Below are 22246 nucleotides of genomic sequence, written 5' to 3'. Positions count from 1 at the left end.
CAGGCATCTATGATGTTGACTCAAATTAGTACAGGCTCTTGTCATCTATTTTCTTGCTAATAACCGAAATCCAACCGCATCTCACACTGGATTGTCACGCCCGATGGGCGAAGTGATAGGGCCTCGCTCATCCAATCTTTTAGAGCCTGCCAAAAAAGGCATTCTGCCCAAAGTTAGCTTTGACTAAAAACGTTGGGTAAATCCAACATATTCGTCAATCGTTAGACTTTTGCTAACATCTATCTATTTTTTCTCAACTACTCGTCCTGCAACCCCAATAAAAATAACCATGAGTGGAAACGAATCGCGCGTTCAAGCAATTTCTCAAATCGTCAACCGCAAACAGATGCCTGCCCGGCCTCTCAAGCGGCTAGAAGATATGTGGGCAACAGACGTTTTTAGTCTGAGCAAGATGCAAGAAAGTCTGCCCAAAAGTATTTTCAAATCAGTAAAAAATACCATTCAAACCGGCCAAAAATTAGATGATTCCGTCGCTGATGTAGTTGCAGCCGCAATGAAAGACTGGGCTATTTCCAAAGGAGCCCTGTACTACGCCCACGTATTTTACCCGCTCACCAACAGCACCGCCGAAAAGCACGACGGTTTCATCTCAGTGCAAGGCGACGGGTCTGTCATCTCAGAATTTGCAGGAAAAGTTCTAGTACAAGGCGAACCCGATGGCTCCTCATTCCCCAACGGCGGCATTCGTTCCACCGCCGCCGCTCGCGGATACACAGCCTGGGATGTCACCAGCCCTGCTTATGTCATGGAAACAGACAACGGCATGACCTTGTGCATTCCCACTGTTTTCATCTCCTGGACAGGTGAAGCCTTAGACAAAAAAACGCCGCTTTTGCGTTCCATTGCCGCAATGAACAAAGCAGCAACCCGAGTGTTAAAGCTATTAGGAAATACCGAAGTTGCTCCGGTCAATTCCAGTTGCGGTTCCGAACAAGAATACTTCCTGGTAGATGCCAATTTCACCACCAGCCGCCCAGATTTACTGCTAGCAGGTCGCACCCTTTTCGGCAAACCTCCTGCGAAAGGTCAGCAATTTGACGACCACTATTTTGGAGCGATTCCAGAGCGCGTTCAAGTCTTCATGCAGGAAGTAGAAGAAAGAATGTACCGGCTGGGAATTCCTGCCAAAACCCGCCACAACGAAGTAGCTCCCGGTCAGTTTGAAATTGCACCAGTTTTTGAAGCTGCAAACGTCGCCAGCGACCACCAACAATTAACCATGACAATTCTCCGCAACACTGCGAAGAAACACGGTTTTATGTGTTTGCTGCACGAGAAGCCTTTCGCCGGCATTAACGGTTCCGGCAAACACGTCAACTGGTCGGTCGGCAATGCCACCCAAGGAAACTTATTAGACCCAGGCGATACACCGCACTCGAACATACAATTTCTAGTTTTCTGCGGCGCTGTGATTCGCGGAGTTCACAAATACGGCCCGCTATTGCGCGCCGTAGTTGCGACTGCCAGCAACGACCACCGATTGGGGGCAAATGAGGCTCCACCAGCAATTATCTCTGTCTATTTGGGTTCGCAATTAGAAGATATCTTCGGGCAAATTAGCCGGGGAGAAGTTAAGGACTCTAAAGGTCGGGGAATTATGAACTTAGGTGTAGAAACACTGCCTACTTTCATGAAGGATGCTGGGGACAGAAACCGGACTTCGCCCTTTGCCTTTACTGGAAACCGATTTGAATTCCGTGCAGTAGGTTCCGGTCAGTCTGTTTCAGGGCCGCTGGTGGCGATGAATACAATTCTTGCAGATTCTTTGGACTGGATTGCTAACAAATTAGAAAGCGATTTGGCTAACGGAACTGAACTGAATGCTGCCATCCAAACACTTCTCAAAGAAGTGATGGACGAGCACGGTGCGGTTGTATTTGGCGGCAACGGCTATTCGGAAGAATGGCACAAAATGGCCGTTGAGGAACGGGGTTTAGCTAACTTGCGGACTACTGCCGATGCTTTGCCCGTGTTGAAGGAAGGATACATTGAAGACTTGTTTGAAAAGACAGGTGTTCTGACTCCCGTTGAATTGGAAAGCCGTTACGATGTTTATGCAGAGCAGTATTTGCTGGCAATTGAAGTCGAAGCAAAACTGGTAATAAGCATGGCAAAAACCATTATTTACCCCGCAGCGGTGAGGTATTTAGCTGAACTTTCTGGCACGATTGCTAAATTGAAAGAGATTGGGATTGAACTGGAAAAGGAAAGTGCTGAAAAAGTAGCGGTGCTGGTTAAATCCATGATGGATACTGCGAGCAAATTGAGTGCTGCTTTGAGCAAGCACGATTTTGCTTCGACAGAAGACCATATGCAATATGCTTCGCAAACAATTCGTCCTTTGATGGATGAGGTTCGCAAGTATGCGGATGCTCTGGAAGGTGAAGTGGCTGATGATTTGTGGCCTCTGCCTACTTATCAAGAAATGCTGTTTGTTAAGTAATAGCAAACAAATTCCGTTAATTGCAGGTTAGAGTTGTAAGGACACGGCAGTGCCGTGTCCTTACTTGTTTTTGAGCTTAAATGAGTGTTACGCTGAATCTCTCAGAGTCATTAAGTGCGAGCTAGAGTAAGAGTTGTAAAAATTGTTGAGATACCGTTCAACAAATTTATCGGCGTAGAAAAAGTAATATTGCTGCGAAAAGCTATTATGCGAATTCAATCTCTCTTGAAACAAATGACTCTGGCGGCTCTAGCTCTGATTTTTGCGATCAGTTGCAGTCGATCGACTCCGAACGTCAACTCTTCCCCTGAAGCAAGTACCTCTAGCAGCTTTAGAGTGGGGTTGGTCGTCACAGGCTCCAAAGACAAGAACAGTTGGGCTCAAGCCTGCTTTGAAGGGTTAAACCTAATCAAAGATAAATTTAATGCTCAGGTAGACTTTACTGGCCTTGATGGTGAAGATAGTGAAGCTGTCCTTCGCAAATATGCCCAGTCAGGCTATGACCTGGTAATTGCAGCCAGTGGTGGCTATATCAAAGCTGCCGAAAAGGTCGCTAAAGAATTTCCGCGAACGAAATTTGCCCTGATTACCACGTATCCAGGGAATAACACAAATTTGGGTGCTGTTGCCTTTCGATCGGGTGAGGTGGGGTACCTCACAGGTGCTTTGGCTGCCATCAAGACCAAAAGCCATAAAGTTGGATATATTGTAGGTGCAGCTTATCCGGTTTACAAAGAAGAAGAAGCCTTGTTTAGGCGCGGAGTGAAGGCAACGAATCCCTCTGTTCAAGCTTCGACTGCTTTTCTCAACAGTTGGATTGATACGGAAAAAGCCATTAAAGTCGCAACGGATATGGTTGCCTCTGGAGTAGATGTTTTGACAATCAACGCGGATGAGGCAGGATTAGCCGCGCTAAAAGCCGTTACGCAAAAGCCAGGAGTCCTTGTGATTGGTTGGGCCAAGGATCAGTACGAACTGGCTCCCGGCAAAGTCCTAACTAGCGTTCTGCAGGACATTCCCAATCTGGTGCTAAATGTGGCAGTGTTAACCCAGCAAGGTCGCTGGGAAGGAAAACTTTACAAGTTTGGGCTCAGGGAAAAGATCTACGACTTTGCCCCTTTCCGTGGTAGTCTCTCGTCTCAGGAAGAGGACACTTTCAAGAGCCTTCGAGAAGCTGTGACGACTGGCAAAATCGATGTTTCTCCTTAATGCGCGCATTAATTGATTTACCAATATTGATCAATAGTCCGATGAAAAATCAACGCCACGATCGCGCTCTTCCCATTGCCAAAAGCTTCTCTTCACATCCCTGGCAACGCTTCTTTTCTATTGCCAATCAGCTCCGGTATGGTTTGATATTTTTGGTTCTCCTGAGCTTACTGCCCACAGGTGGCTTGCTGATCTATCTCAGCTTTCAGGCGCAGATCCAGCAATCGCGATCGCTCCAACAAGAGCGTAGTCAGACAGCAGCAGGGCAGATTGATAATTATTTAGATGACTTGAAACGAAAACTGAGCTATTTAGCTAGGGTCAAAGGACTCACCAACTTTCAACCTCAAGCGCAGCAGAGCCTGTTGGAAGGGTTGAGTCGTCATAATGATGCTTATGAAGCCGTTGCCATTTTGAACCGGAAGGGACAAGTTGTCGCGTCAGTTTCACCCTACGAACCGCTCAAGTTAGAAAATCCCGCCAATTCGCCACTGTTTATTCGTGCCTTTAAACAACAGGAAGATTATGTCAGTCCTGTAGAAATTAATCCTCAAACCCACGAACCAAAGACCATTCTGGCGGTTCCGATTCGGAATGAGCGAGATGAGGTGGATGGGCTGCTATTAGCGCAGGTAAATCTCAACTTTCTCTGGTTTGTTGTTTCCCAAATCGAGGTTGGCAAGACGGGTTATGTCTATGTAGTCGATGAGCGTAATTTTCTCATTGCTCAAAAGGATAGTAAACCAGAAACATTTCAACTTCAAGATCTTTCTAAGCGCCCTTTCTTTCAATTCTTGAAAGCATCCGAAGATACTAAGCGCCTTAACGTTTATCCGGGTCTAAAGCAGGTAGAAGTATTGGGAGCCAGTGCCTTAGTTCGGAGCGTGAATTGGAATGTGGTTGTAGAACTGCCAACGGCTGAGGCTTATGCTCCCGTTTACCAAATGCTCTCAATTATGGGAGGCTCATTGGCGGTGGTGACGATCGTTGCTGTTGGCATTGGCTTTCTATTTATTCGGCAAATTGTGGTGCCGCTACAGCGCTTAACCACGGCAGCTACTGAACTCAGTGGGGGGCAATTAGAGACGCGGGTCAACATCGACAGCCAAAACGAACTGGGGACATTAGCGATCGCATTTAACACTATGGCAACCCAGTTAGAGGAACTGATTACAGCAGTTGAAGTCGAACGCAATTTTGTTTCAGCTATTCTTGAAATTGCAGGTGCCCTGGTAGTTGTGCTCGACCCCCAGGGACAAATCGTTCGCTTTAACCGAGCTTGCGAACAAATGACTCATTACTCGTTTAGTGAAGTAAAAGGGCGCTACATTTGGGAATTGTTCCCGAACTCAGACTTAGCTGGACAAGCCAAAACTACTTTTGAGTCTTTACAATCTGGTAATTTTCCCCAGCAGTATGAAGGCAGTTGGGTGAGCAAAGATCAACAACTTAGACTCATTGCTTGGTCAGATACTGCTTTAGTCGATGATCGAGGTGAAATTGAGTACATCATCAAAACAGGGATTGACATTACTGAACGGAAACAGGCAGAAGAAGAACTCAAAACGTCGGAACAGCGGCTATCTTTTCTATTCCGCCAAAGTGCACTGGCAGTTGTGGAATGGGATTTAAACTTTAAAGTCACTGCTTGGAATCCAGCGGCCGAGGAGATTTTTGGTTACACTGCGAAAGAGGCGATCGGACACCATCCGGCAGAATTAATTGTGCCTCCATCTGCCCGAAAGGTCGTCGATCAAATTATGAACGAATTGTTGATGCAGAGTCAAGGAATCTACAGCGTCAACGAAAATTTTACAAAAAATGGCAAAATCATTATTTGCGAATGGTTCAATACGCCTTTAGTAGGCGATGGTGGAAATATTGTTGGAGTTGCATCCTTGGCACTGGATATTACTGAGCGCCAGCAAGCCGAAGCTGCGTTAAGGCAAGCAAAAGAGGAAGCTGAGGTTGCACTCAAAACGTTACAGAAAACTCAAGCACAACTCATTCAGGCAGAGAAAATGTCTGGTTTGGGGCAACTGGTTGCTGGTGTTGCTCACGAAATTAATAACCCAGTCAACTTTATCTATGGCAACCTGAGCCATACTGCGGACTACACGCAAAATTTACTAAACTTGATTCAGCTTTACCAGCAAACCTATCCAACTAATGCCCAAATTCAGGAAAAAATTGAAGAGTTCGATCTGGACTACATTAGTGAAGATTTGCCTAAAATTCTGACTTCAATGAAGGTAGGAGCCGATCGCATTCGTCAAATTGTCCTGTCGCTACGAAACTTCTCGCGGCTGGATGAGGCAGAAATGAAGCCAGTTGATATCCACGAGGGAATTGACAGCACATTGATGATTTTGCAAAATCGACTGAAGGCAAATCCGGCTCATCCTGCTATTGAAATTGTTAAAGAGTACGGCGACTTACCGCTGGTAGAGTGCTATGCCGGACAGTTGAACCAAGTCTTTATGAATATTCTGGCAAATGCGATCGATGCTTTAGAAAACTACGACAATCAGCGTTCTCCAAAAGACATCCAAAAGAATCCCAGTCGCATCACTATTCGGACTAAGCTAGTCACAAACGAAACTGGGCCCGGTTACTCTAAAAACGTGGTGATTGAAGTTCAAGACAATGGGCCAGGGATGACGGAAACTGTTAGACAACAGGTGTTCAATCCCTTCTTCACCACGAAACCAACTGGTAAAGGAACTGGATTAGGGCTATCCATCAGCTATCAAATTGTAGTTGACAAGCACGGTGGCTTACTCCAGTGCTTTTCTCAACCCCATCAAGGAACAGAGTTCCGAATTGAAATTCCTGTTTTGCAAAGCGGTGCTGTAGCACTCGTGGGTAAATAACTGCGATCGCATTCCTCTATATATAGCAATCCTACATGAGTCGTAAATTTTTTACCCCACCCCAACCCTCCCCTTAGTAAGGGGAGGGAGTAAGAAATTTACAAATGATTTAGGATGACTATAGCGTTTCTGATAATAGACACCTATGAAGCTAGCTACAAATCGCACTGGGATAGTTTATCGAACAGGTTTCGTGAAGGTTTTATGAACGGCATTGTGGGTTTTGAGAGGAGTTTTACGCGGTGGAAAAGCAACTATAAGCTCAGTCAAAACCGCAGCCTGGTCGATCGACAAAATATGTCAAACGCACTGCTAGAAAGTTTAGATGCGGCGGCTGGTGCCGTTGGTGTGGAAATGCAATATAACCTGGAGGCGAATGAGTAGCAATGGAGACGATCGCCGGAAAGTAGTTCAATACCAGCCGATCGCCCCCAACCACCTCAAAACAGACTTAATCTCACCCGCTAATCACCGTTTTCTCGCTAGAAGGTTCCCCGCTAGCAGGAGGCTCTACCGTATCGCCAAAGGCAATCCGCAGAAATGGCGGAGCCAAAAAAGTCGTCAGAATCACCATGATAATAATCGACACTTCCAACGGTTTATCCAAAACTCCACTCGCCGAACCGATGCCGGCAAACACTAACCCGACTTCGCCCCGAGGAACCATCCCCACTCCGATCGCCAATCGATTGATTCCAGGCTGACCAAACACCGCCCAACCTGTTACGATCTTGCCCAAAATAGCAACGACAATCAAAAATACGGCAATCAAAAGTCCCGCCCGATTATCCGGCACTGTTGGGTTCAAAACTCCCAAATCGGCCCGTGCTCCCACCGTCACAAAGAAGATTGGCACAAATAAATCGGCGATGGGTTTCACCAGTTCATCCAACTCCAGGCGGACATCGCTTTCATCCAACACCAAACCAGCCGCAAACGCACCCAAAATTGCTTCGAGATGAATTGCATTGCCCAAAAAAGCCATGAAGTAGGCAAAAATAAATGCCGGGATGAGAATATTGCCGCGAGTTTTGAGTTGAACCACCACCGCCGAGAAGGTTTTGTCGAAGACACCCCCCAACAGAATCGAACCTAGCAGAAAAACAGTTGCACTGACAATCAAATAGATGACATTAACAACATCAATCTCCCCGGTTTTGGCTAAACTGGCGACAACAGCCAGGACAATAATTCCCAACACATCATCAATCACCGCCGCACCGACAATAATTTGACCTTCTTTAGAGTTCAGTTGTCCTAAATCAGACAACACTTTAGATGTAATTCCAATGCTGGTTGCCGTCAAAGCTGCCCCCGCAAAAATTGCTGGAATTGCCGCCGTGTGGAAAATTATCATCAAGCCCGCAGTACCAGCGGCAAAGGGAACTGCCACACCTACGCAGGCGACAACGGTAGCTTGAATTCCGACTTGCTTGAGTTGTTTGAGATCCGACTCTAAGCCAATTTCAAACAGCAGAATAATCACGCCTAATTCAGCTAGCACTGAAATGACTTCACTCTGCGATTCAAAGACACTGGTGAGGGCGGCAGGAGAGAGATGATTGATCGATTGCAGAACTGTCATAATCCCTGAGTCTGAGGCTGACAGCTCGCTTCCGGGAAAAACGATCAAGTGTAAAGCAGATATTCCAATAATCACCCCTGCTACAAGTTCACCCAAAACCGGCGGAAAATCAAACTTTAGAGCCGCTTCCGCGCCGATTTTACTGGCAATATAAATCACTACCAAACTGAGCAAAACTCCGCTCATAACGATCGGCGAATTTTCTGCCTCGACTGTTGCTAGCAAAGGTATGGGAGCAACTAGGGATGCCATCCCAGAACTTAAAGCTGTAATTGTATGGTTCAAAAACATGGGTACGGTGATGGTAAGAAAGACGATTCTACGCTGACTGTTGACTGTTGACTGTGAGTCGGAAAATTGATAACTGTTACATATTGGGTAGCCAGTTAACTCGACATGACTATCAAGCAAAGCTTGAAGAACCCAAATCGGGCGGTACATCCTGCCACCGCCCTTGTCCTACTGCTTGAATTGCTTCTTTTAGCAAGATATCGCCGGTATAAATTGCCCTACCGACGATCGCACTTTTGACACCAATGGGTTCCAAAGCCAGCAAACTTAACAAATCTGCGATCGAACTAACACCACCGGAAGCAATCACCGGAATCGAAATAGCGTTAGCAATTTCGCGCAAAGATTCCAAATTCGGGCCTTCCATAGTACCGTCGCGGTGAATGTCGGTGTAAATAATTTCAGCGGCCCCTAACTCTGCCATTTTTTGCGCCAATTCTGTTGCTAAAACTTCCGAAGTTTCTAGCCAGCCTCTAGTAGCAACTTTGCCATTTCTGGCATCGATGCCAACCAGAATTCTGCCGGGAAATTCGGCGCACAATTCGCCGACTAATTGCGGTTGTTCGACGGCGACAGTGCCGAGAATGATGCGCCGAACGCCTAAATTGAGGATAGCAGCAACAGAAGCGCGATCGCGCATTCCCCCACCTACTTGACAGGGAACGTCTACGGATCGGACGATCGCTTCTATGGGTGCTTGGTTGACTGGATGACCTGCTTTGGCGCCGTCGAGGTCTACTAAATGCAGCATGGTTGCGCCTTCATTTACCCACTCTCTGGCGACTGCGACGGGGTTGTCGTTAAAAGTTTGAGACTTCGCGTAGTCTCCCTGATACAATCTGACGCATTTTCCATCCAATAAGTCGATCGCTGGAATTACATTCATGATTTTTGCTCAAATTGCTAATTATACCAGTTAAAAAAAAGAATGCAACTTTAGGCAAGCTCCCAACCCATACATAATCAGTCATTCCCAATCGTTTAATCTAAAATCTCAAATGGTATTACCCATTACATTTATTTTTGACATTCGCAACCGCTATTTAAATGAAACATAATCGCAGAAGAAAGCGTAGACCATAGAGGAGTATTGACATCAGCTTTTTGCAAAGCTTCGGCCGTCCAGTCGTTGCAAGTTCTCAAAATAGAGTAACTGCCTTTTGCTTCATAAAAACTATCGCTGTTGTCGTAGCCGTAGCTAATTTTAATTTTATTACCTGCTGCGTCTAATTGGAATGTATCTTTAAGAAAATTTCTTATTTTAAGATAATTCGCTCCACTAATTTTCACACATTTAGCTTCAATATTTAGGGGAGGAAGCCGATAACCTTGAACGTGTACAGTAGACGGAGTAGGGAGAAATAGCGCCTTGAAAGCTGTAACGGGGTTGATGATTGCTGAGGTAGAAGTTTCCAGCATAAAAGCTCTATCTCCCCAGCCAAAAGATAGATATTTATAATCAGAAGTGGCATCCCGCCCTATTTCTGTTAGCGGTAAAAATTGATTCCAGTCAAAATATTCATTTTTAACTGGAACAATGATTTCGGTGTGGATGCCTTGGTTGGAAATGTATAGAGAGATTGTGCAATCTGCTTGCGAGTAATTTCCCCACTTTCTGGGAGTGAGATAGCCAATTGTTAGGAAAGCGCTCAAAAATAAGATGACAATTCCTAAACGCTGTATGGTTTTTCTCATTTTAAGCGTAGGTTTCAAATTTTGGCTTCGGATGGCGGGCGCTGCATCTTTGTGGGAAAGAACTCTTGCAATGCCGAATTACGCTGTTCGGGGGTTTCCCTCGCCCAATTCGATAAACTTTCGTAGAAAAAGAACGACACGCCAGCGAAATCTCTTTTTCGCACTTCTTGCACTTGTTCTTGAATTTGCTTGAGGGGGACGGAATTATTTTTAAGACCTGTTAAAATGCCGATCGCAGTTGGAATGTTAAGTTTAGCCAATTTAACTTCTTCCCGTTCCAGTTCGGCACTAAAACGCTTGATATCGCTGCGATAAACCTGCAACACAATTTCTTGGATGTAGCCGCGTCTTTCCCAGGTAAACCAGTCCTGCAAGTGGGCGGGTAAAGAAAAGTGAAAAGGGTTCGGAGATAAGCTGACAATACATTTTTCTTTGCGGGATTTGATGGCGCGGGAAACTCGCCCCACGAAGTCGTTAATTTTGTCAGCGCGCCAGCGCACCCAGAAGGTTTCGCGGGCGTCGTCTGAGGGAGGGCTTTTGATTTGTTCCTGATACATTGACACTGTTAGCGGCTCGTAGCCAAATTCTACTGGCAAGCCGAAATGGTCGTCAAATTGAATGCCATCTATATCATAATTATCGACAATTTCTAGGATTAAATCTAAGATAAATTGCTGCACTTGGGGATGAAAGGGATTCAGCCAAACTCGCTCGTGTTGGCCTTCTTTCCAAATAGTTGAACCGTCGCGCCGGTGCGCCAGCCAGTCGGGGTGAAGTGTGGCTAATTCCGATTCGGCGGGAGCCATGAAACCAAACTCAAACCAGGGGATTACTGCTATACCTTTTTGGCGGGATTGTGCTATAATTTCTTTGAGGATGTCTCGGTCTTTCAATCCGGGCGATGGGTCGATCGACTGTCCGAATACTCCTTGGGCTGTCGCACTCGGATAAAGCGTATAGCCTCCTTGCCAAACCGTGGGATAGATGGTATTGAAATTGAGTTGATCCAGTCGATTTACAGCGTCAATGATGTTGTTGCGGGAGAAAATAACGTCGCTGTCAATGTTAGTCAGCCAGACGCCGCGCAATTCGGTTGTTGGGGTGGTGGGCGGGGTTTGAGCCAAGAGACGCGGAGATAAAATCGCGGAGGAGGTAAGGGCGATCGCAAAAACAACTATTAAACCCAGTATCCGCTGCCATTTGTGCAATTTAATCATCAATTTGTCGCAAATATGATTATTTTTAGACTGATATTTTACCCTATAATTAGCTTGTTAGGGTGCGTTAGCGAGGGTTATTTTATTAAAAGTCACTCGAACATTTCCTGAGTCACCTACTATTTTTGATATTATTGGGGGTCAACGATGATACCGATAAATAATATTGTTCCTGTAGTATTGTCTTGGATGGCACAAAAGAATGGACGGTTTACATTCATTTGAAAAGGCAATCTACTAGCTCTGGTTCCCGCAATGGAAGTGACGGCGGCTGCTTCTGTACCTTCTTCGTTGACTTCCACAAATGTTTTGTGTTTTACTGAATCTACTGCTACGTTGTTATCAGTCATTGGAGAAAAATCGGCTTTTGAGCTATCAAAAATTCCTGCCATGCCCAAAGCTGTGAGTGTGTTTTGGAGTTCAACTTCATACTCTATTTTGAACCGGGGTATTTCAATTGTCCCATTTATATTTGTAAATTCTGGCATCCATTCATTCCAGTTTTCTGGTGTTAATTGCTGCAAGAAAGTTGCCAAATTGCTATTGGAGTTGGGCAAGAAAATATACATAGCCAGAGCACCTTTTTTTCCGTAAGGTAAACTGACTGCTTGAAATGTGTCTGTTTCGTAGTACCCATAAATGCCTTTCTGGGACATCATCGGATGCTGTTTGGAACTGCCGTCGGTTAAAGAGAAAGTTTTGTTCGCAGTTTGAGATTTATCAAAGGGGGTTTTCCAGTTGCCTTTGAAATAGATAGCGTTAATCAAAAACAAGACTCCATTGGGGCTAATTTTATCAACAATTTTATCAATTTTTCCTTGAGTTTTTTGGCTCACCCAATTGTTAATGATGCTAAGAGCTTGCGGATTCATAAAGTTTAGTTCGCTAAGATTAGCATTGTAGTATTTTTGATTGGTTTGCAGAAATTCGGGTTTTAAGGAGAAGCCTTGTTGCGCCCAAAGCGAGTTAGCAATTAATACTTGGACATTGGGATCAACTTTCTGCAAACTATTTTGCAAGCCTTGATTTGCGGCGTTGATTTCTTGGGGAGTCATTCCCGTTAATTCGAGAACTTTTGTCATTTCTTGTTGCGTTTCTCCGCTAACTCCGTTGTATGCCATTGACAGTGCGAGGGCGACAGAAGTAGGGGAAATAAAGATATTTTTATTCGGCTCTTGTTTGCTGAGGGTGTTGAACAAGTTAAAACCAAATTTGGTATTAGCTGCAACAAGTCGGGCGTCTACATCGATCTGGTTGTTAGGGGGTGTCATGGCTGCAGCTTTTGAGTGATTAGGATTTGCGAGGTTGATGGGGTTAATTTTAAGTGCCGGCGCTAATTCTGCGAAAATTGCTAATGTAATGATGGCGACAGTAGCTAGCCTGGTTTTCAATGACATAACTGTTATCTCTAGTTGGGGAGGTATCTTACTTTTTTATTATGACTTACCTGTTGTAATTAATTTACTTTGGCTGCATTTATTGTTACCGATATTTTTTGTTTGAGGCTGTATGGGATAATTTAACTGACTTTTAACGCTGGTGATGCTTCCCTAAAATACGGTGTCTAATGGTACTTGAGATTGTAGCCAAGGACAGGATCGTATTTTATGACAACAGAGGATAGCTTTTAAGAATAACCTTGCAGTTTCATCACTTGGCGGTAATGGGCCTCAATCTCGCTCACCGTTTGCGATTGACGCTTGCTATTCCACTCACTGCGATCGAATAATTCCCGCCTCAAAGCATCAACATCGATCGTTTTCACCTTACCTGCGGCGACAATTTGCTTGCCGTTTACCCAAACGCTGTCTACCGCATTAGTCGGGCGTCCCAATATTAGCAAGCCAATCGGATCCGTGCGCGGCAGCAATGATAAACTGGTTAAATCATACAGCACAAAATCTGCTTTTTTACCGACTGTCAACGAACCCATTTCATCGGCGAGATTCAAGCCTTTTGCTCCTCCCAGGGATGCCATTTCTACAGACTGGCGCGGTGTAATCCATTGGCGGTAATCCAAATCCGTGATATTGTGCAAAATCGAACCAATTTTAATCGCTTCCAGCAAATCTTGAGAGTCATTACTAGCAGCGCCGTCGCAGCCAAAAGATACGTTGACTACCGCTTGACGATATTTCAAAATTGGTGCAATCCCGCTTCCCAGGCGCAAGTTGCTGAGGGGATTGTGTACGGCTGTCGCTCCAGTTTCTGCCATAATCGCCATGTCGGAATCGTCCAGCCAAACGCAGTGTGCTAAGGAAGTTCGGGGGCTCAAACAACCAATTCTTCGATCGCACTTATGCAATTATCGACCACTTGCACATCTGCGGTTTCATAACCGCTATCAACCGGAATTAAAGCATTTTGAATTGTAAAGCTCATAGATTTAGCTTTTTTATAAATTTACATTTATTTTTATTGTATGCTTCCAGGGCGCTAACATTTGCGCTCGCCCAACGATAATAAAGTTAATAAATTCTAAATTTAATCAAAAAGTTACCCCGGATACTTAATTATAACAAAGATTTAAGATATGACAAGTTAGTAACAATCAAATAGTTATAAGATTGAAATTGTTTTTGAGCCACAATCCATATGAATCCTGATTCTCTCCGCACCTTGGGCGTACCGCCGAATGCTTGGAAAGTTGATGCCAAAATTGCTGATATAACCCGATCGCCGATCGCGCCTCAACCTGTTACCCTGGAAACAGAAACTAAAACCCTGCGTGTGGATTTGGCAAAAGCTGCAATGTTGGTGATAGATATGCAAAACGATTTCTGTCATCCCGACGGTTGGCTGGCGCATATTGGCGTAGATGTAACGCCCGCGAGAACTCCAATTAATCCTTTAAAAAATTTGCTGCCAAAATTGCGATCGCACGCCATGCCAATTATTTGGATTAACTGGGGGAACCGCCCCGATTTGCTCAATATTAGTGCAGCTTCCCGTCACGTTTACAATCCCACAGGCGACGGCGTAGGTTTGGGAGATCCGCTGCCAAAAAACAACGCACCTGTACTGATGGCAGGGAGTTGGGCCGCCGCAGTTGTCGATGAATTGGAACCCAAACCGGAGGATATTTGTGTTGATAAATATCGGATGAGCGGCTTTTGGGATACTCCTTTAGATAGTATCTTGCGGAACCTCGGCAGAACTACACTTTTCTTCGGAGGAGTAAACGCCGATCAGTGCGTCATGGCTACCCTGCAAGATGCTAATTTCCTCGGTTACGACTGTATTTTAGTCAAAGATTGTACAGCTACGACATCTCCAGAGTATTGCTGGCAAGCTACTCTTTATAACGTTAAACAATGTTTTGGCTTTTTGTCGGATTCTCAGGCTATGTTAGAAGCAATTAAATAGCAGTCATCAGGGGAGTATCCCTCTGGAGTATAAAAAGCGTTTTTTAGGAGTGCGAGAGTCCCGCACAGCAAAGCCTATATATCTCGCTTCCTGCTCTGATAGCGAACTCTCCTGTGAAATCAATAAACTTTGGAGGTTGAGCGGCGGACTAATGACTCTGGATTCTCACTAATGACAGCAGAAACATAACCACTGACAACTAACAATAAAAAAATGACAAACCAGTGCGTGATTCCTGTTATAAAGTCTCCGAAAGACTACCAAGCATTTCGGATCAGTCCGGGCGATACTAATAGATTAGCTATCGTCTTCGATCCGGTAATAGCTAATGTTTCATTAACAGTTTGCGTGGAGATTTTCGATGTGGGGGGCAAAACACCTCCCAACCGCCATCAATTCGCAGTAGAAATGTTTTTTGTACTCAAAGGCAGAGGGCAAGCAACCTGCGACGGCAAAACAGTTAGTATTCAACCTGGAGATAGTTTGTTAGTGCCTCCAACAGGCACTCACGTAATTGAAAATACGGGCAGTGAACGTTTGTACACTTTGTGCATCATGGTGCCGAATGAGGATTTTGTGGAACTAATTCGCAGCGGTACACCAGTCGAACTCGATGAGGAGGATATGAGAGTTCTCGGGCGATCGGATGTACTCGTATCGTGCTAGTTTTTTAGTAAGGACTTTAGCGTTTTAATCTTCTAGGCTCTGCCTGGGAAAGCAGCTCCCCGACTTGTTTAAGCAGTCGGGGAGCTAACAAAATACTGTTTCACGTTAAAATTATTCAATTATGAGCGTTATATTTCACATTGCTAAAAGCCAACAGTGGGAAGAAGCAAAACACCTTCAATTCTATCGCGGCGATACCCTAGACTCTGAAGGATTCATCCACTGTTCGACACTCCCGCAAGTTACTAGAAGTGCCAACAAATTTTTTGTCGGACAAACAGGATTGCTTTTGCTGTGGATTGACTCTGCCAAAGTGCAAGCAGAAGTTAAGTATGAATCTGCCGCCGGAGATCTTTATCCGCATATTTACGGATCACTGAACGTTGATGCTGTGTTGAAAGTTCTTGAGTTTGAACCGGGTGCAGATGGCAAGTTTGAATTACCGGAAGAATTAAGAGATGTTGTTTGATATTCCAATTTTTTACCATTGTCAATTAACTTTTTAGGGCGGGCTAGAAGCCCACCCCACGGGAAAATTGAATTTTTGAGGGCGGGCATCTTTCCCCTTCTACTTTTGAGGGGAAAATTGAATTTTGAGGGCGGGCTAGATGCCCACCCCACGAGAAAGTTGAATTTTTGAGGGCGGGCTAGAAGCCCACCCCACGGGAAAGTTGAATTTTGTGGAACGGGCATCTTGCCCGTTCTGATTGCTGCAATATATCAATTTAAACTGACTGATTAACCAACTCTGCCGCCAATTTCAGCGCATCTTCGCGAGTCGCAATTCTCCCCTCCACTCGCGCTAATTGAATTTCCATCAACAATTGACCGATGCGCGGACTTCTGGGCAAATTAAAATATTCCATTAAATCATTGCCGCTAACTAATTGTGTGGGATGAGCAATAATATCATCAGCATCCATATAGCGATTAATTAACAGTGAAATCTCATCAACCGCAACTCCCGCCGCCACCGCCAAAACCGTTAAAACTGGAAATACTATTCCCACATCCCGAAACAAAAAATACTGTTCTCGCAAAGACATTTCCGCGATGGGTTTTGCTTGCAATTGTGGCAGGTATTTCAAAAGCTCGATCGCACTTTTAATCTCCGCATTGCTGTACTTCAACCGCAGCAACTGAGTTTCAGCAATTGTCGGGTCGGAATCTGCCAAAATAGCCAGCTTCGCGACAGCCAATAAAGGCGTTTTAATTGTATCTCGAATCTGACGCCCGAATTCCTTCCCTAATTCCGGGTAAATTGCCGCTAATTTGTCAGCAGATGCGTCAATTTTTGTCAAAATATCGAAACGCTCGATCGCACTTTCAAACCAAATCGAAAACAAACCGTCTTCGCAACCGCGACAAATCCAAGGAACACCGTCAGGATTGCTCAACAAATAACCCAATTCTGTCCGCACCCGTTCCACCGCTACCCGACTCAACAGCGGCGCTAATTCCCGAATCGCCGATTGAGTTTCAGGTTCGATCGCAAAACCCAACTGCGCCGCTTGGCGGTAAGCTCTTAATAACCTCAGCGGATCGTCCTCCAAATTTGACCGCGAAACCATCCGCAGCACACCCAACCGCAAATCAGTTTGACCGTCCAAAGGATCGATGATTTCTCCGGTAAAAGGATTGCAGGCGATCGCATTTATCCGAAAATCCCGGCGCCGCAAATCCCCCTCCAGACTCCCCCCTTCCGCTTGCGCCAAATCCACCGTACCGCCCGCAAATACCACCCGCGCAATTTGGCGTTCCGCATCCAACAAAACAAATCCACCTTTCGTGCGATCGGCAATTTTTCGAGCAGTCTTCACGGCCCGTGTTAGCATAACGAAATCCAAATCAAAATAGTGCGATCGGCGGCCCAGCAGCGCATCCCGCACCGCACCCCCCACCAGATAAGCAGGCGGTGTCAGCAGTTCCAAATCAAACGGCCAAGTATCAGGAGATAATGAAGAGGGCAAATTAATCGGCATCGCAACAAAAATCTACTTTCCTTACAAACAATTAAACTCTTGCTACGCTAGATTAACAGAAAGCTCAAATTTCACCAATCTTTTTGAAATGCACAGAGGATATCAAGAATGTGTATTTGTATTAACTGCCACTATGTAGACCGCTGCTTCACCTACCACGCCGTAGAAGAACAGCACGAACAGCTTCACCTCACCGAAACACCCGATTTCGACCCCGTAGAACCCACCATCAACGTTAACATCCGCCCCCGCCAAGACGAAATTGAAATGGAATGGGATGTAGTCGGGTGTCAGAGTTTCAAGCAAGAGACCGGCAAATGGGCAAAATTGCGGCCAGGCGAACTCGTCCCGACTTAAGTCATTAGTTAGTTGACCGTTGGCAGTTGTTAGTCAACAGTCAACAGTCAACAGTCAACAGTCAACAGTTTTTATTCCCAATTACCAATCTAAAATCTAAAATCTAAAATCTAAAATCCAATGTGCTATTGCTTAAACCCAACTTGTCAGAATCCGCAAAACCCAGGGGATGCAGAATTGTGCCAAAGTTGCGGATCAAAATTGTTGTTGACTATTGACGCAGAAACCCCATCAGCATCTCGCTACCGAACCATAAAGCCGATCGGGCAAGGAGGCTTTGGCCGAACATTTCTAGCAGTTGATGAAACCAAACCCCTGATTTTTTCGCAGTGCGTAATCAAGCAATTTTTCCCGCAAAATACCGCAGCCGAAAAAGCCGCTCAACTATTTCACCAAGAAGCAGGCCAGCTACAAACCTTGGGGAAACATCCCCAGATTCCAGAATTAATCGCGCATTTTGAACAAGACGGGAGACAGTATTTAGTACAAGAATTTATAGACGGCAAAAACCTAGCCCGAGAATTAGAACAAAAAGGAGCATTCACAGAAACTCAAATTCGGCAAATTCTCAACGATTTATTGCCAGTGCTCCACTTCGTCCACAAATCCAAAGTTATTCACCGCGATATCAAACCAGAAAATATCATTCGCCGCCGGCTATCTCCAACTCCTTTACCCGCTTTAGAAAATTCCTATCAACCCTCTCCTTTCCAAAAAGATATTGTTTTAGTAGACTTTGGTGCAGCTAAGAAAGTAACAGCAACCGGATTGCCGCAAACAGGTACAATCATCGGCAGTGCTGCTTATACAGCCCCAGAACAATTGATGGGGAAAGCCGTTTTTGCCAGCGATATCTACAGTTTGGGCGTTACCTGCATTCACTTGCTGACAGAAATTCCTCCCTTCGATTTGTTCGACAGTACAGAGGATTCTTGGGCTTGGCGAAATTATTTGAAAACCGCTGTTAGCGACGATTTCGGCCGCATCCTCGACACCATGCTTCAAAGTGCCACCAACCGGCGCTACAGTTCAGCATCAGCAGTCATCCGGCACTTGAACCCCAAACCGGTGTATTTAGACGCACAGCCTGTGCTAGACGCGCCGGAAACGCCCGCAGAACGGGTGCTTACACCCGCGCCCGGTGTGTCGCTTTTCACTCGCCAAGAGCAAGCCGAAATTCAGCAAGCTTTGCAAGAGGCGATCGCCCCGTACAATGTTACAATCCAAGTCAGTCAAGCCAAGCAACAGCTCAATATCGTCATCAACAGAACCGAAGACAACCCCGTTTACTATCCGCACTTATCTCAAATAATTGCCACCAGACTCACCGATTTGCAGTTAAATAAAGTGGCAGCCGTGAAGCTGTTGGGAAGAGTCAACAATTCTCGCCGCCCGGAGTGGAAGCAAGTATTGCAAATCGATCCCAAGATTAAATTGAGAAACAAACTCGTGCGGATGCAACACAATCAATTAGTCAAGAAAATCGCCCCTGTTGCTACCCAAGAATTTTGGCTGCCGAAGTTGAAAACTCAGGATTTTTGGATAGATGCGCTAATGTTTGCCTTAGTTTGGTTTATCTTTGGCTCTCAAATAGTCATTTTTAATTCTTGGTTTGCGCTAATAGTTACGTCTGGTTTTATGGCGGTGAAGCATCAAGTTTCCCAAAACAAAGAATTTGCCAATAAAAATTTATTTGCAAGTTTAGTTGTGCTGTTCTTGATGACTGGGGGCATGGGTAATTCCAGGATTTTAAATACGGGAATATTTGGCATTCTTTTGGGTTGCTTAGTTGTGGCTTTACCGCTGTTTTTTGTTAAGGAAAATTATCAGTAATCGTGAATAGCAATCCCCAAGACGGAACATCAGTTAAAAAATACGGCTTAGCCCTGCACACAGCTAGTCGCGAGCTCGGTTTAGCCATCAGCAATTTTGCCGGGGATTCTCGCTGCCAAACTTGGAATTTGGATCGCGATTTAGCCACTCATTTACATCAGTATTTAGTCGAGTTTCTTGGATCGCAAACTTGGGCGGATTTGGCTTTTATTGCAGTGGCGAAGGGGCCCGGAGGTTTCACGGGGACTCGGATGGGTATGGTGACGGCGCGGACTTTGGCTCAACAGTTGGATATTCCGGTTTTTGCGGTTTCAACTTTGGCGGCTGTGGCTTGGGCGGAACCCCCCCAACCCCCCCTTGCTAAGGGGGGGCTTTTGACTGCTGAACCTTCCCTTGCTAAGGGGGGGCTTTTGACTGCTGAACCTTCCCTTGCTAAGGGGGGGCTTTTGAATACGGAACCCCCCCAACCCCCCCTTGCTAAGGGGGGGCTTTTGAGAGAGGATATGGCATTGCAAATGCCTGCACAGCGGGGACAATTGTTTGGCGCTGTTTATTCAGTTAACAAAGATTGTGGTTTAACTGAGTTGTTTCCTGATACTGTAATGACGGCGGAATCCTGGCAGAAAAAGTTGGAAAGTTGGGAAAATTCTTATCAGTTAATTGAAGTTGGCAGCGAGTTGGGTTCGTCGGTTTCTAGTGTGTTGGAATTGGCTTATTTGGAGTGGAAACAAGGAAGTCGCCCTGATTGGTCGGATGCTTTGCCTTTTTACGGGCAACATCCGGTTAAGGGACACTGAATATTGGGAATAGGGCATTGGGAATAGGGAATTAGGCATTATTTCGTTTCAGTTAAACTCACATCTTGCACCATTCTCAAGAACAGGCAAGATGCCTGTTCCACAAAGAATAGATTTTCTTGTGGAACAGGCATCTTGCCTGTTCCTAAAAGGCTAATTGAGAATGGTGCAAGATATAAGTTAAATCAACTTGTAGAGTGCGTTTTTTTCCGACAATGCCTGATGCCCGATGCCCGTAAATGATTTATATCAATTCCGGTTGCACTCCTTATGATATAGAGGACACGGCAATGCCGTGTCCCTACCGAAAATAATATTGTAGGGACACGGCACTGCCGTGTACTAATTTTGGCTAATAATTCCGATGCTACCGTAAATAATTTATAAGCAATTAAGCAGACTTGATATCGTTGTTTATTTAAGGGCGATACAAACTTCGAGGCAAAAAGTTAATGTTAGGGGGTCTGGGTTTTCGGTTCGCAATCGATCGATCTCAGCTCGATCGCAGCCGCGAGATTCCATAAAATCGAGCATCCAGTTAGTTATTGTCGCGAGATCGATGTATTTTGCTCCGAGACAAACAGGGCAAATTTCTGGGCTGAGGGTACCGGTGCCGCCGCATTCGGGGCAATCCCAGTGGCTGGTTACGGGATCGGGGGTAGTTAGGATGTTGTTCATGCTGGGAAAAAGTACGCGCGGCGTAGCGATCCTGCAGGGAATCGCACTACTCGTTAACTCTAGCAAAAATGCCGATCGCCCTTACTTCTTCCTGCCTTTACACTAAGGGGGCTAGTGATTAAAATTGACAACAATACAAAAGGGGTGGCTATGTTCGATCGCACTCAATGGGTTTTGGCCGGTATGTCGATCGCACTTTCGGTTCAGCTAAGTCAGCCAGTGGCAGCAGCCGTGCCAGTTGGTAAAGTCGTACAAACAGCACAAACTAACAGTAGCGAGGCTGCTGCAAAAGCTTTCAAAGAAGGAGCACAACTCTACCAGCAAGGAACGGTCCAAGTAAAAAGAAGTGCGATCGTCAAATTTGAAGAAGCATTAAAGCTGTATCGAGAAGCGGGCAATCGCAGTGGGGAAGCGAACACCCTCACCTGGCTCGGCGGTATTTACTCTGAATTGGGAGAAAAACAGAAAGCGCTAGAGTATTACAGCCAGTCGCTTCCCCTATTTCGGGCAGTAGGCGATCACCGGGGGGAAGCTGTCACCCTCGACAACATCGGCAGTATCTACTCACAATTGGGAGAACAACAGAAAGCGTTAGAGTATTACAGCCAGTCGCTTCCCCTGAGTCTGGCAGTAGGCGATCGCCCTGGGGAAGCTCGCACCCTCAACAACATCGGCAGTGTCTACTCAGATTTGGGAGAACAACAGAAAGCGCTAGAGTATTACAGCCAGTCGCTTCCCCTATTTCGGGCCGTGGGCGATCGCGGCGGGGAAGCTCGCACCCTCGGCAATATCGGCAAGGTCTACTCAGCCTTGGGAGAAAAACAGAAAGCACTAGAGCATTACAGCCAGTCCCTTCCCCTATTTCGGGCCGTGGGCGATCGCGGCGGGGAAGCTACCACCCTCGGCAATATCGGCAAGGTCTACTCAGATTTGGGAGAAAAACAGAAAGCGCTAGAGTATTACAGCCAGTCGCTTCCCCTGTTTCGGACAGTAGGCGATCGCGGCGGGGAAGCTGGCACCCTCAACAACATCGGCGGTGTCTACTCAGATTTGGGAGAAAAACTCAAAGCGCTAGAGTATTACAGCCAGTCGCTTCCCCTGAGACGGGCAGTAGGCGATCTCCGTGGGGAAGCTGCCACCCTCAACAACATCGGCAGTGTCTACTCAGATTTGGGAGAAAAACTCAAAGCGCTAGAGTATTACAGCCAGTCGCTTCCCCTGAGACGGGCAGTA

General features: G+C 45.7%; 19 protein-coding genes. 11 read left to right on the top strand and 8 right to left on the bottom strand.

Going from position 1 to position 22246, the window contains the following annotated elements:
* The first annotated feature begins 289 nt into the window (after positions 1 to 289).
* From QUB30_RS13010 to QUB30_RS12995, 4 genes are all read left to right on the top strand, one after another.
* A complete protein-coding gene (locus QUB30_RS13010; RefSeq protein WP_333333791.1) occupies positions 290 to 2464 on the top strand; it encodes a glutamine synthetase III in 2175 nt (724 codons plus the stop codon).
* A 207-nt stretch (positions 2465 to 2671) separates the two neighbouring features.
* Positions 2672 to 3673, top strand: coding sequence for a BMP family protein (locus QUB30_RS13005; RefSeq protein ID WP_333333789.1), 1002 nt, complete (start codon positions 2672 to 2674; stop codon positions 3671 to 3673).
* A gap of 41 nt (positions 3674 to 3714) precedes the next feature.
* On the top strand, positions 3715 to 6546 hold the full coding sequence (locus QUB30_RS13000; protein ID WP_333333787.1) for a PAS domain S-box protein: 2832 nt from the start codon (positions 3715 to 3717) through the stop codon (positions 6544 to 6546).
* A 114-nt stretch (positions 6547 to 6660) separates the two neighbouring features.
* Positions 6661 to 6930 carry a hypothetical protein gene (locus QUB30_RS12995; protein WP_333333785.1) on the top strand — a complete coding sequence of 90 codons (270 nt, stop codon included), beginning with the start codon at positions 6661 to 6663 and terminating at the stop codon, positions 6928 to 6930.
* Positions 6931 to 7003: 73 nt separating this feature from the next.
* Here the strand turns inward: QUB30_RS12995 and QUB30_RS12990 are convergent, their stop codons facing one another.
* From QUB30_RS12990 to QUB30_RS12965, 6 genes are all read right to left on the bottom strand, one after another.
* Positions 7004 to 8422 carry a cation:proton antiporter gene (locus tag QUB30_RS12990; RefSeq protein WP_445300497.1) on the bottom strand — a complete coding sequence of 473 codons (1419 nt, stop codon included), beginning with the start codon at positions 8420 to 8422 and terminating at the stop codon, positions 7004 to 7006.
* Positions 8423 to 8534: 112 nt separating this feature from the next.
* A complete protein-coding gene (gene hisA, locus QUB30_RS12985) occupies positions 8535 to 9308 on the bottom strand; it encodes a 1-(5-phosphoribosyl)-5-[(5-phosphoribosylamino)methylideneamino]imidazole-4-carboxamide isomerase (RefSeq protein WP_333333783.1) in 774 nt (257 codons plus the stop codon).
* A gap of 131 nt (positions 9309 to 9439) precedes the next feature.
* On the bottom strand, positions 9440 to 10117 hold the full coding sequence (locus tag QUB30_RS12980; RefSeq protein ID WP_333333781.1) for a TIGR02117 family protein: 678 nt from the start codon (positions 10115 to 10117) through the stop codon (positions 9440 to 9442).
* Between the two features lie 14 nt (positions 10118 to 10131).
* A complete protein-coding gene (locus QUB30_RS12975) occupies positions 10132 to 11334 on the bottom strand; it encodes a glycoside hydrolase family 10 protein (protein ID WP_333333779.1) in 1203 nt (400 codons plus the stop codon).
* 131 nt (positions 11335 to 11465) lie between these two features.
* Positions 11466 to 12731, bottom strand: a complete 1266-nt coding sequence (locus QUB30_RS12970; protein WP_333333777.1) for a serpin family protein — start codon at positions 12729 to 12731, stop codon at positions 11466 to 11468.
* A gap of 230 nt (positions 12732 to 12961) precedes the next feature.
* Positions 12962 to 13609 carry an amidohydrolase family protein gene (locus QUB30_RS12965; RefSeq protein WP_333333775.1) on the bottom strand — a complete coding sequence of 216 codons (648 nt, stop codon included), beginning with the start codon at positions 13607 to 13609 and terminating at the stop codon, positions 12962 to 12964.
* 320 nt (positions 13610 to 13929) lie between these two features.
* Between QUB30_RS12965 and QUB30_RS12960 the strand changes: the two genes are divergently transcribed.
* From QUB30_RS12960 to QUB30_RS12950, 3 genes are all read left to right on the top strand, one after another.
* Positions 13930 to 14700: a cysteine hydrolase family protein gene (locus tag QUB30_RS12960; RefSeq protein WP_333333773.1), complete on the top strand. Its 771-nt coding sequence runs from the start codon at positions 13930 to 13932 to the stop codon at positions 14698 to 14700.
* Positions 14701 to 14913: 213 nt separating this feature from the next.
* Positions 14914 to 15366 carry a cupin domain-containing protein gene (locus QUB30_RS12955; protein ID WP_333333770.1) on the top strand — a complete coding sequence of 151 codons (453 nt, stop codon included), beginning with the start codon at positions 14914 to 14916 and terminating at the stop codon, positions 15364 to 15366.
* Between the two features lie 121 nt (positions 15367 to 15487).
* On the top strand, positions 15488 to 15835 hold the full coding sequence (locus tag QUB30_RS12950; RefSeq protein WP_333333768.1) for a DUF952 domain-containing protein: 348 nt from the start codon (positions 15488 to 15490) through the stop codon (positions 15833 to 15835).
* A gap of 256 nt (positions 15836 to 16091) precedes the next feature.
* Here QUB30_RS12950 and QUB30_RS12945 read toward each other — a convergent pair whose 3' ends face one another.
* The gene (locus QUB30_RS12945; RefSeq protein WP_333333766.1) at positions 16092 to 17348 is read right to left on the bottom strand and encodes a CCA tRNA nucleotidyltransferase; all 1257 of its coding nucleotides are present in this window, start codon (positions 17346 to 17348) and stop codon (positions 16092 to 16094) included.
* A gap of 108 nt (positions 17349 to 17456) precedes the next feature.
* Here QUB30_RS12945 and QUB30_RS12940 point away from each other — a divergent pair, with 108 nt between their 5' ends.
* From QUB30_RS12940 to tsaB, 3 genes are all read left to right on the top strand, one after another.
* Positions 17457 to 17705 carry a Ycf34 family protein gene (locus QUB30_RS12940; protein WP_006632635.1) on the top strand — a complete coding sequence of 83 codons (249 nt, stop codon included), beginning with the start codon at positions 17457 to 17459 and terminating at the stop codon, positions 17703 to 17705.
* A 120-nt stretch (positions 17706 to 17825) separates the two neighbouring features.
* Positions 17826 to 19538: a serine/threonine-protein kinase gene (locus tag QUB30_RS12935; protein ID WP_333333764.1), complete on the top strand. Its 1713-nt coding sequence runs from the start codon at positions 17826 to 17828 to the stop codon at positions 19536 to 19538.
* 2 nt (positions 19539 to 19540) lie between these two features.
* A complete protein-coding gene (gene tsaB / locus QUB30_RS12930) occupies positions 19541 to 20335 on the top strand; it encodes a tRNA (adenosine(37)-N6)-threonylcarbamoyltransferase complex dimerization subunit type 1 TsaB (RefSeq protein WP_333333762.1) in 795 nt (264 codons plus the stop codon).
* 414 nt (positions 20336 to 20749) lie between these two features.
* On the opposite strand, the gene QUB30_RS12925 is transcribed toward tsaB, so the two are convergent.
* Complete coding sequence (locus QUB30_RS12925; RefSeq protein WP_190738725.1) at positions 20750 to 21013, bottom strand: hypothetical protein; 264 nt, start codon at positions 21011 to 21013, stop codon at positions 20750 to 20752.
* Between the two features lie 150 nt (positions 21014 to 21163).
* Here QUB30_RS12925 and QUB30_RS12920 point away from each other — a divergent pair.
* A partial coding sequence (locus tag QUB30_RS12920; protein WP_333333938.1) for a tetratricopeptide repeat protein occupies positions 21164 to 22246 on the top strand: 1083 nt, incomplete at its 3' end.

This window comes from Microcoleus sp. BROC3 (assembly GCF_036702515.1).
In the GTDB taxonomy this organism is placed as follows: Bacteria; Cyanobacteriota; Cyanobacteriia; order Cyanobacteriales; family Microcoleaceae; genus Microcoleus.
The sequence above is the reverse complement of the archived record's forward strand: the minus strand, read 5'-3'. Positions and strand labels throughout refer to the sequence as shown.

Coding starts and splice junctions, on each gene's coding strand:
- QUB30_RS13010 (WP_333333791.1), top strand. CDS start 290: ATGAGTGGAAACGAATCGCGCGTTCAAGCAATTTCTCAAATCGTCAAC.
- QUB30_RS13005 (WP_333333789.1), top strand. CDS start 2,672: ATGCGAATTCAATCTCTCTTGAAACAAATGACTCTGGCGGCTCTAGCT.
- QUB30_RS13000 (WP_333333787.1), top strand. CDS start 3,715: ATGAAAAATCAACGCCACGATCGCGCTCTTCCCATTGCCAAAAGCTTC.
- QUB30_RS12995 (WP_333333785.1), top strand. CDS start 6,661: ATGACTATAGCGTTTCTGATAATAGACACCTATGAAGCTAGCTACAAA.
- QUB30_RS12990 (WP_445300497.1), bottom strand. CDS start 8,422: ATGTTTTTGAACCATACAATTACAGCTTTAAGTTCTGGGATGGCATCC.
- hisA (WP_333333783.1), bottom strand. CDS start 9,308: ATGAATGTAATTCCAGCGATCGACTTATTGGATGGAAAATGCGTCAGA.
- QUB30_RS12980 (WP_333333781.1), bottom strand. CDS start 10,117: ATGAGAAAAACCATACAGCGTTTAGGAATTGTCATCTTATTTTTGAGC.
- QUB30_RS12975 (WP_333333779.1), bottom strand. CDS start 11,334: ATGATTAAATTGCACAAATGGCAGCGGATACTGGGTTTAATAGTTGTT.
- QUB30_RS12970 (WP_333333777.1), bottom strand. CDS start 12,731: ATGTCATTGAAAACCAGGCTAGCTACTGTCGCCATCATTACATTAGCA.
- QUB30_RS12960 (WP_333333773.1), top strand. CDS start 13,930: ATGAATCCTGATTCTCTCCGCACCTTGGGCGTACCGCCGAATGCTTGG.
- QUB30_RS12955 (WP_333333770.1), top strand. CDS start 14,914: ATGACAAACCAGTGCGTGATTCCTGTTATAAAGTCTCCGAAAGACTAC.
- QUB30_RS12950 (WP_333333768.1), top strand. CDS start 15,488: ATGAGCGTTATATTTCACATTGCTAAAAGCCAACAGTGGGAAGAAGCA.
- QUB30_RS12945 (WP_333333766.1), bottom strand. CDS start 17,348: ATGCCGATTAATTTGCCCTCTTCATTATCTCCTGATACTTGGCCGTTT.
- QUB30_RS12940 (WP_006632635.1), top strand. CDS start 17,457: ATGTGTATTTGTATTAACTGCCACTATGTAGACCGCTGCTTCACCTAC.
- QUB30_RS12935 (WP_333333764.1), top strand. CDS start 17,826: ATGTGCTATTGCTTAAACCCAACTTGTCAGAATCCGCAAAACCCAGGG.
- QUB30_RS12925 (WP_190738725.1), bottom strand. CDS start 21,013: ATGAACAACATCCTAACTACCCCCGATCCCGTAACCAGCCACTGGGAT.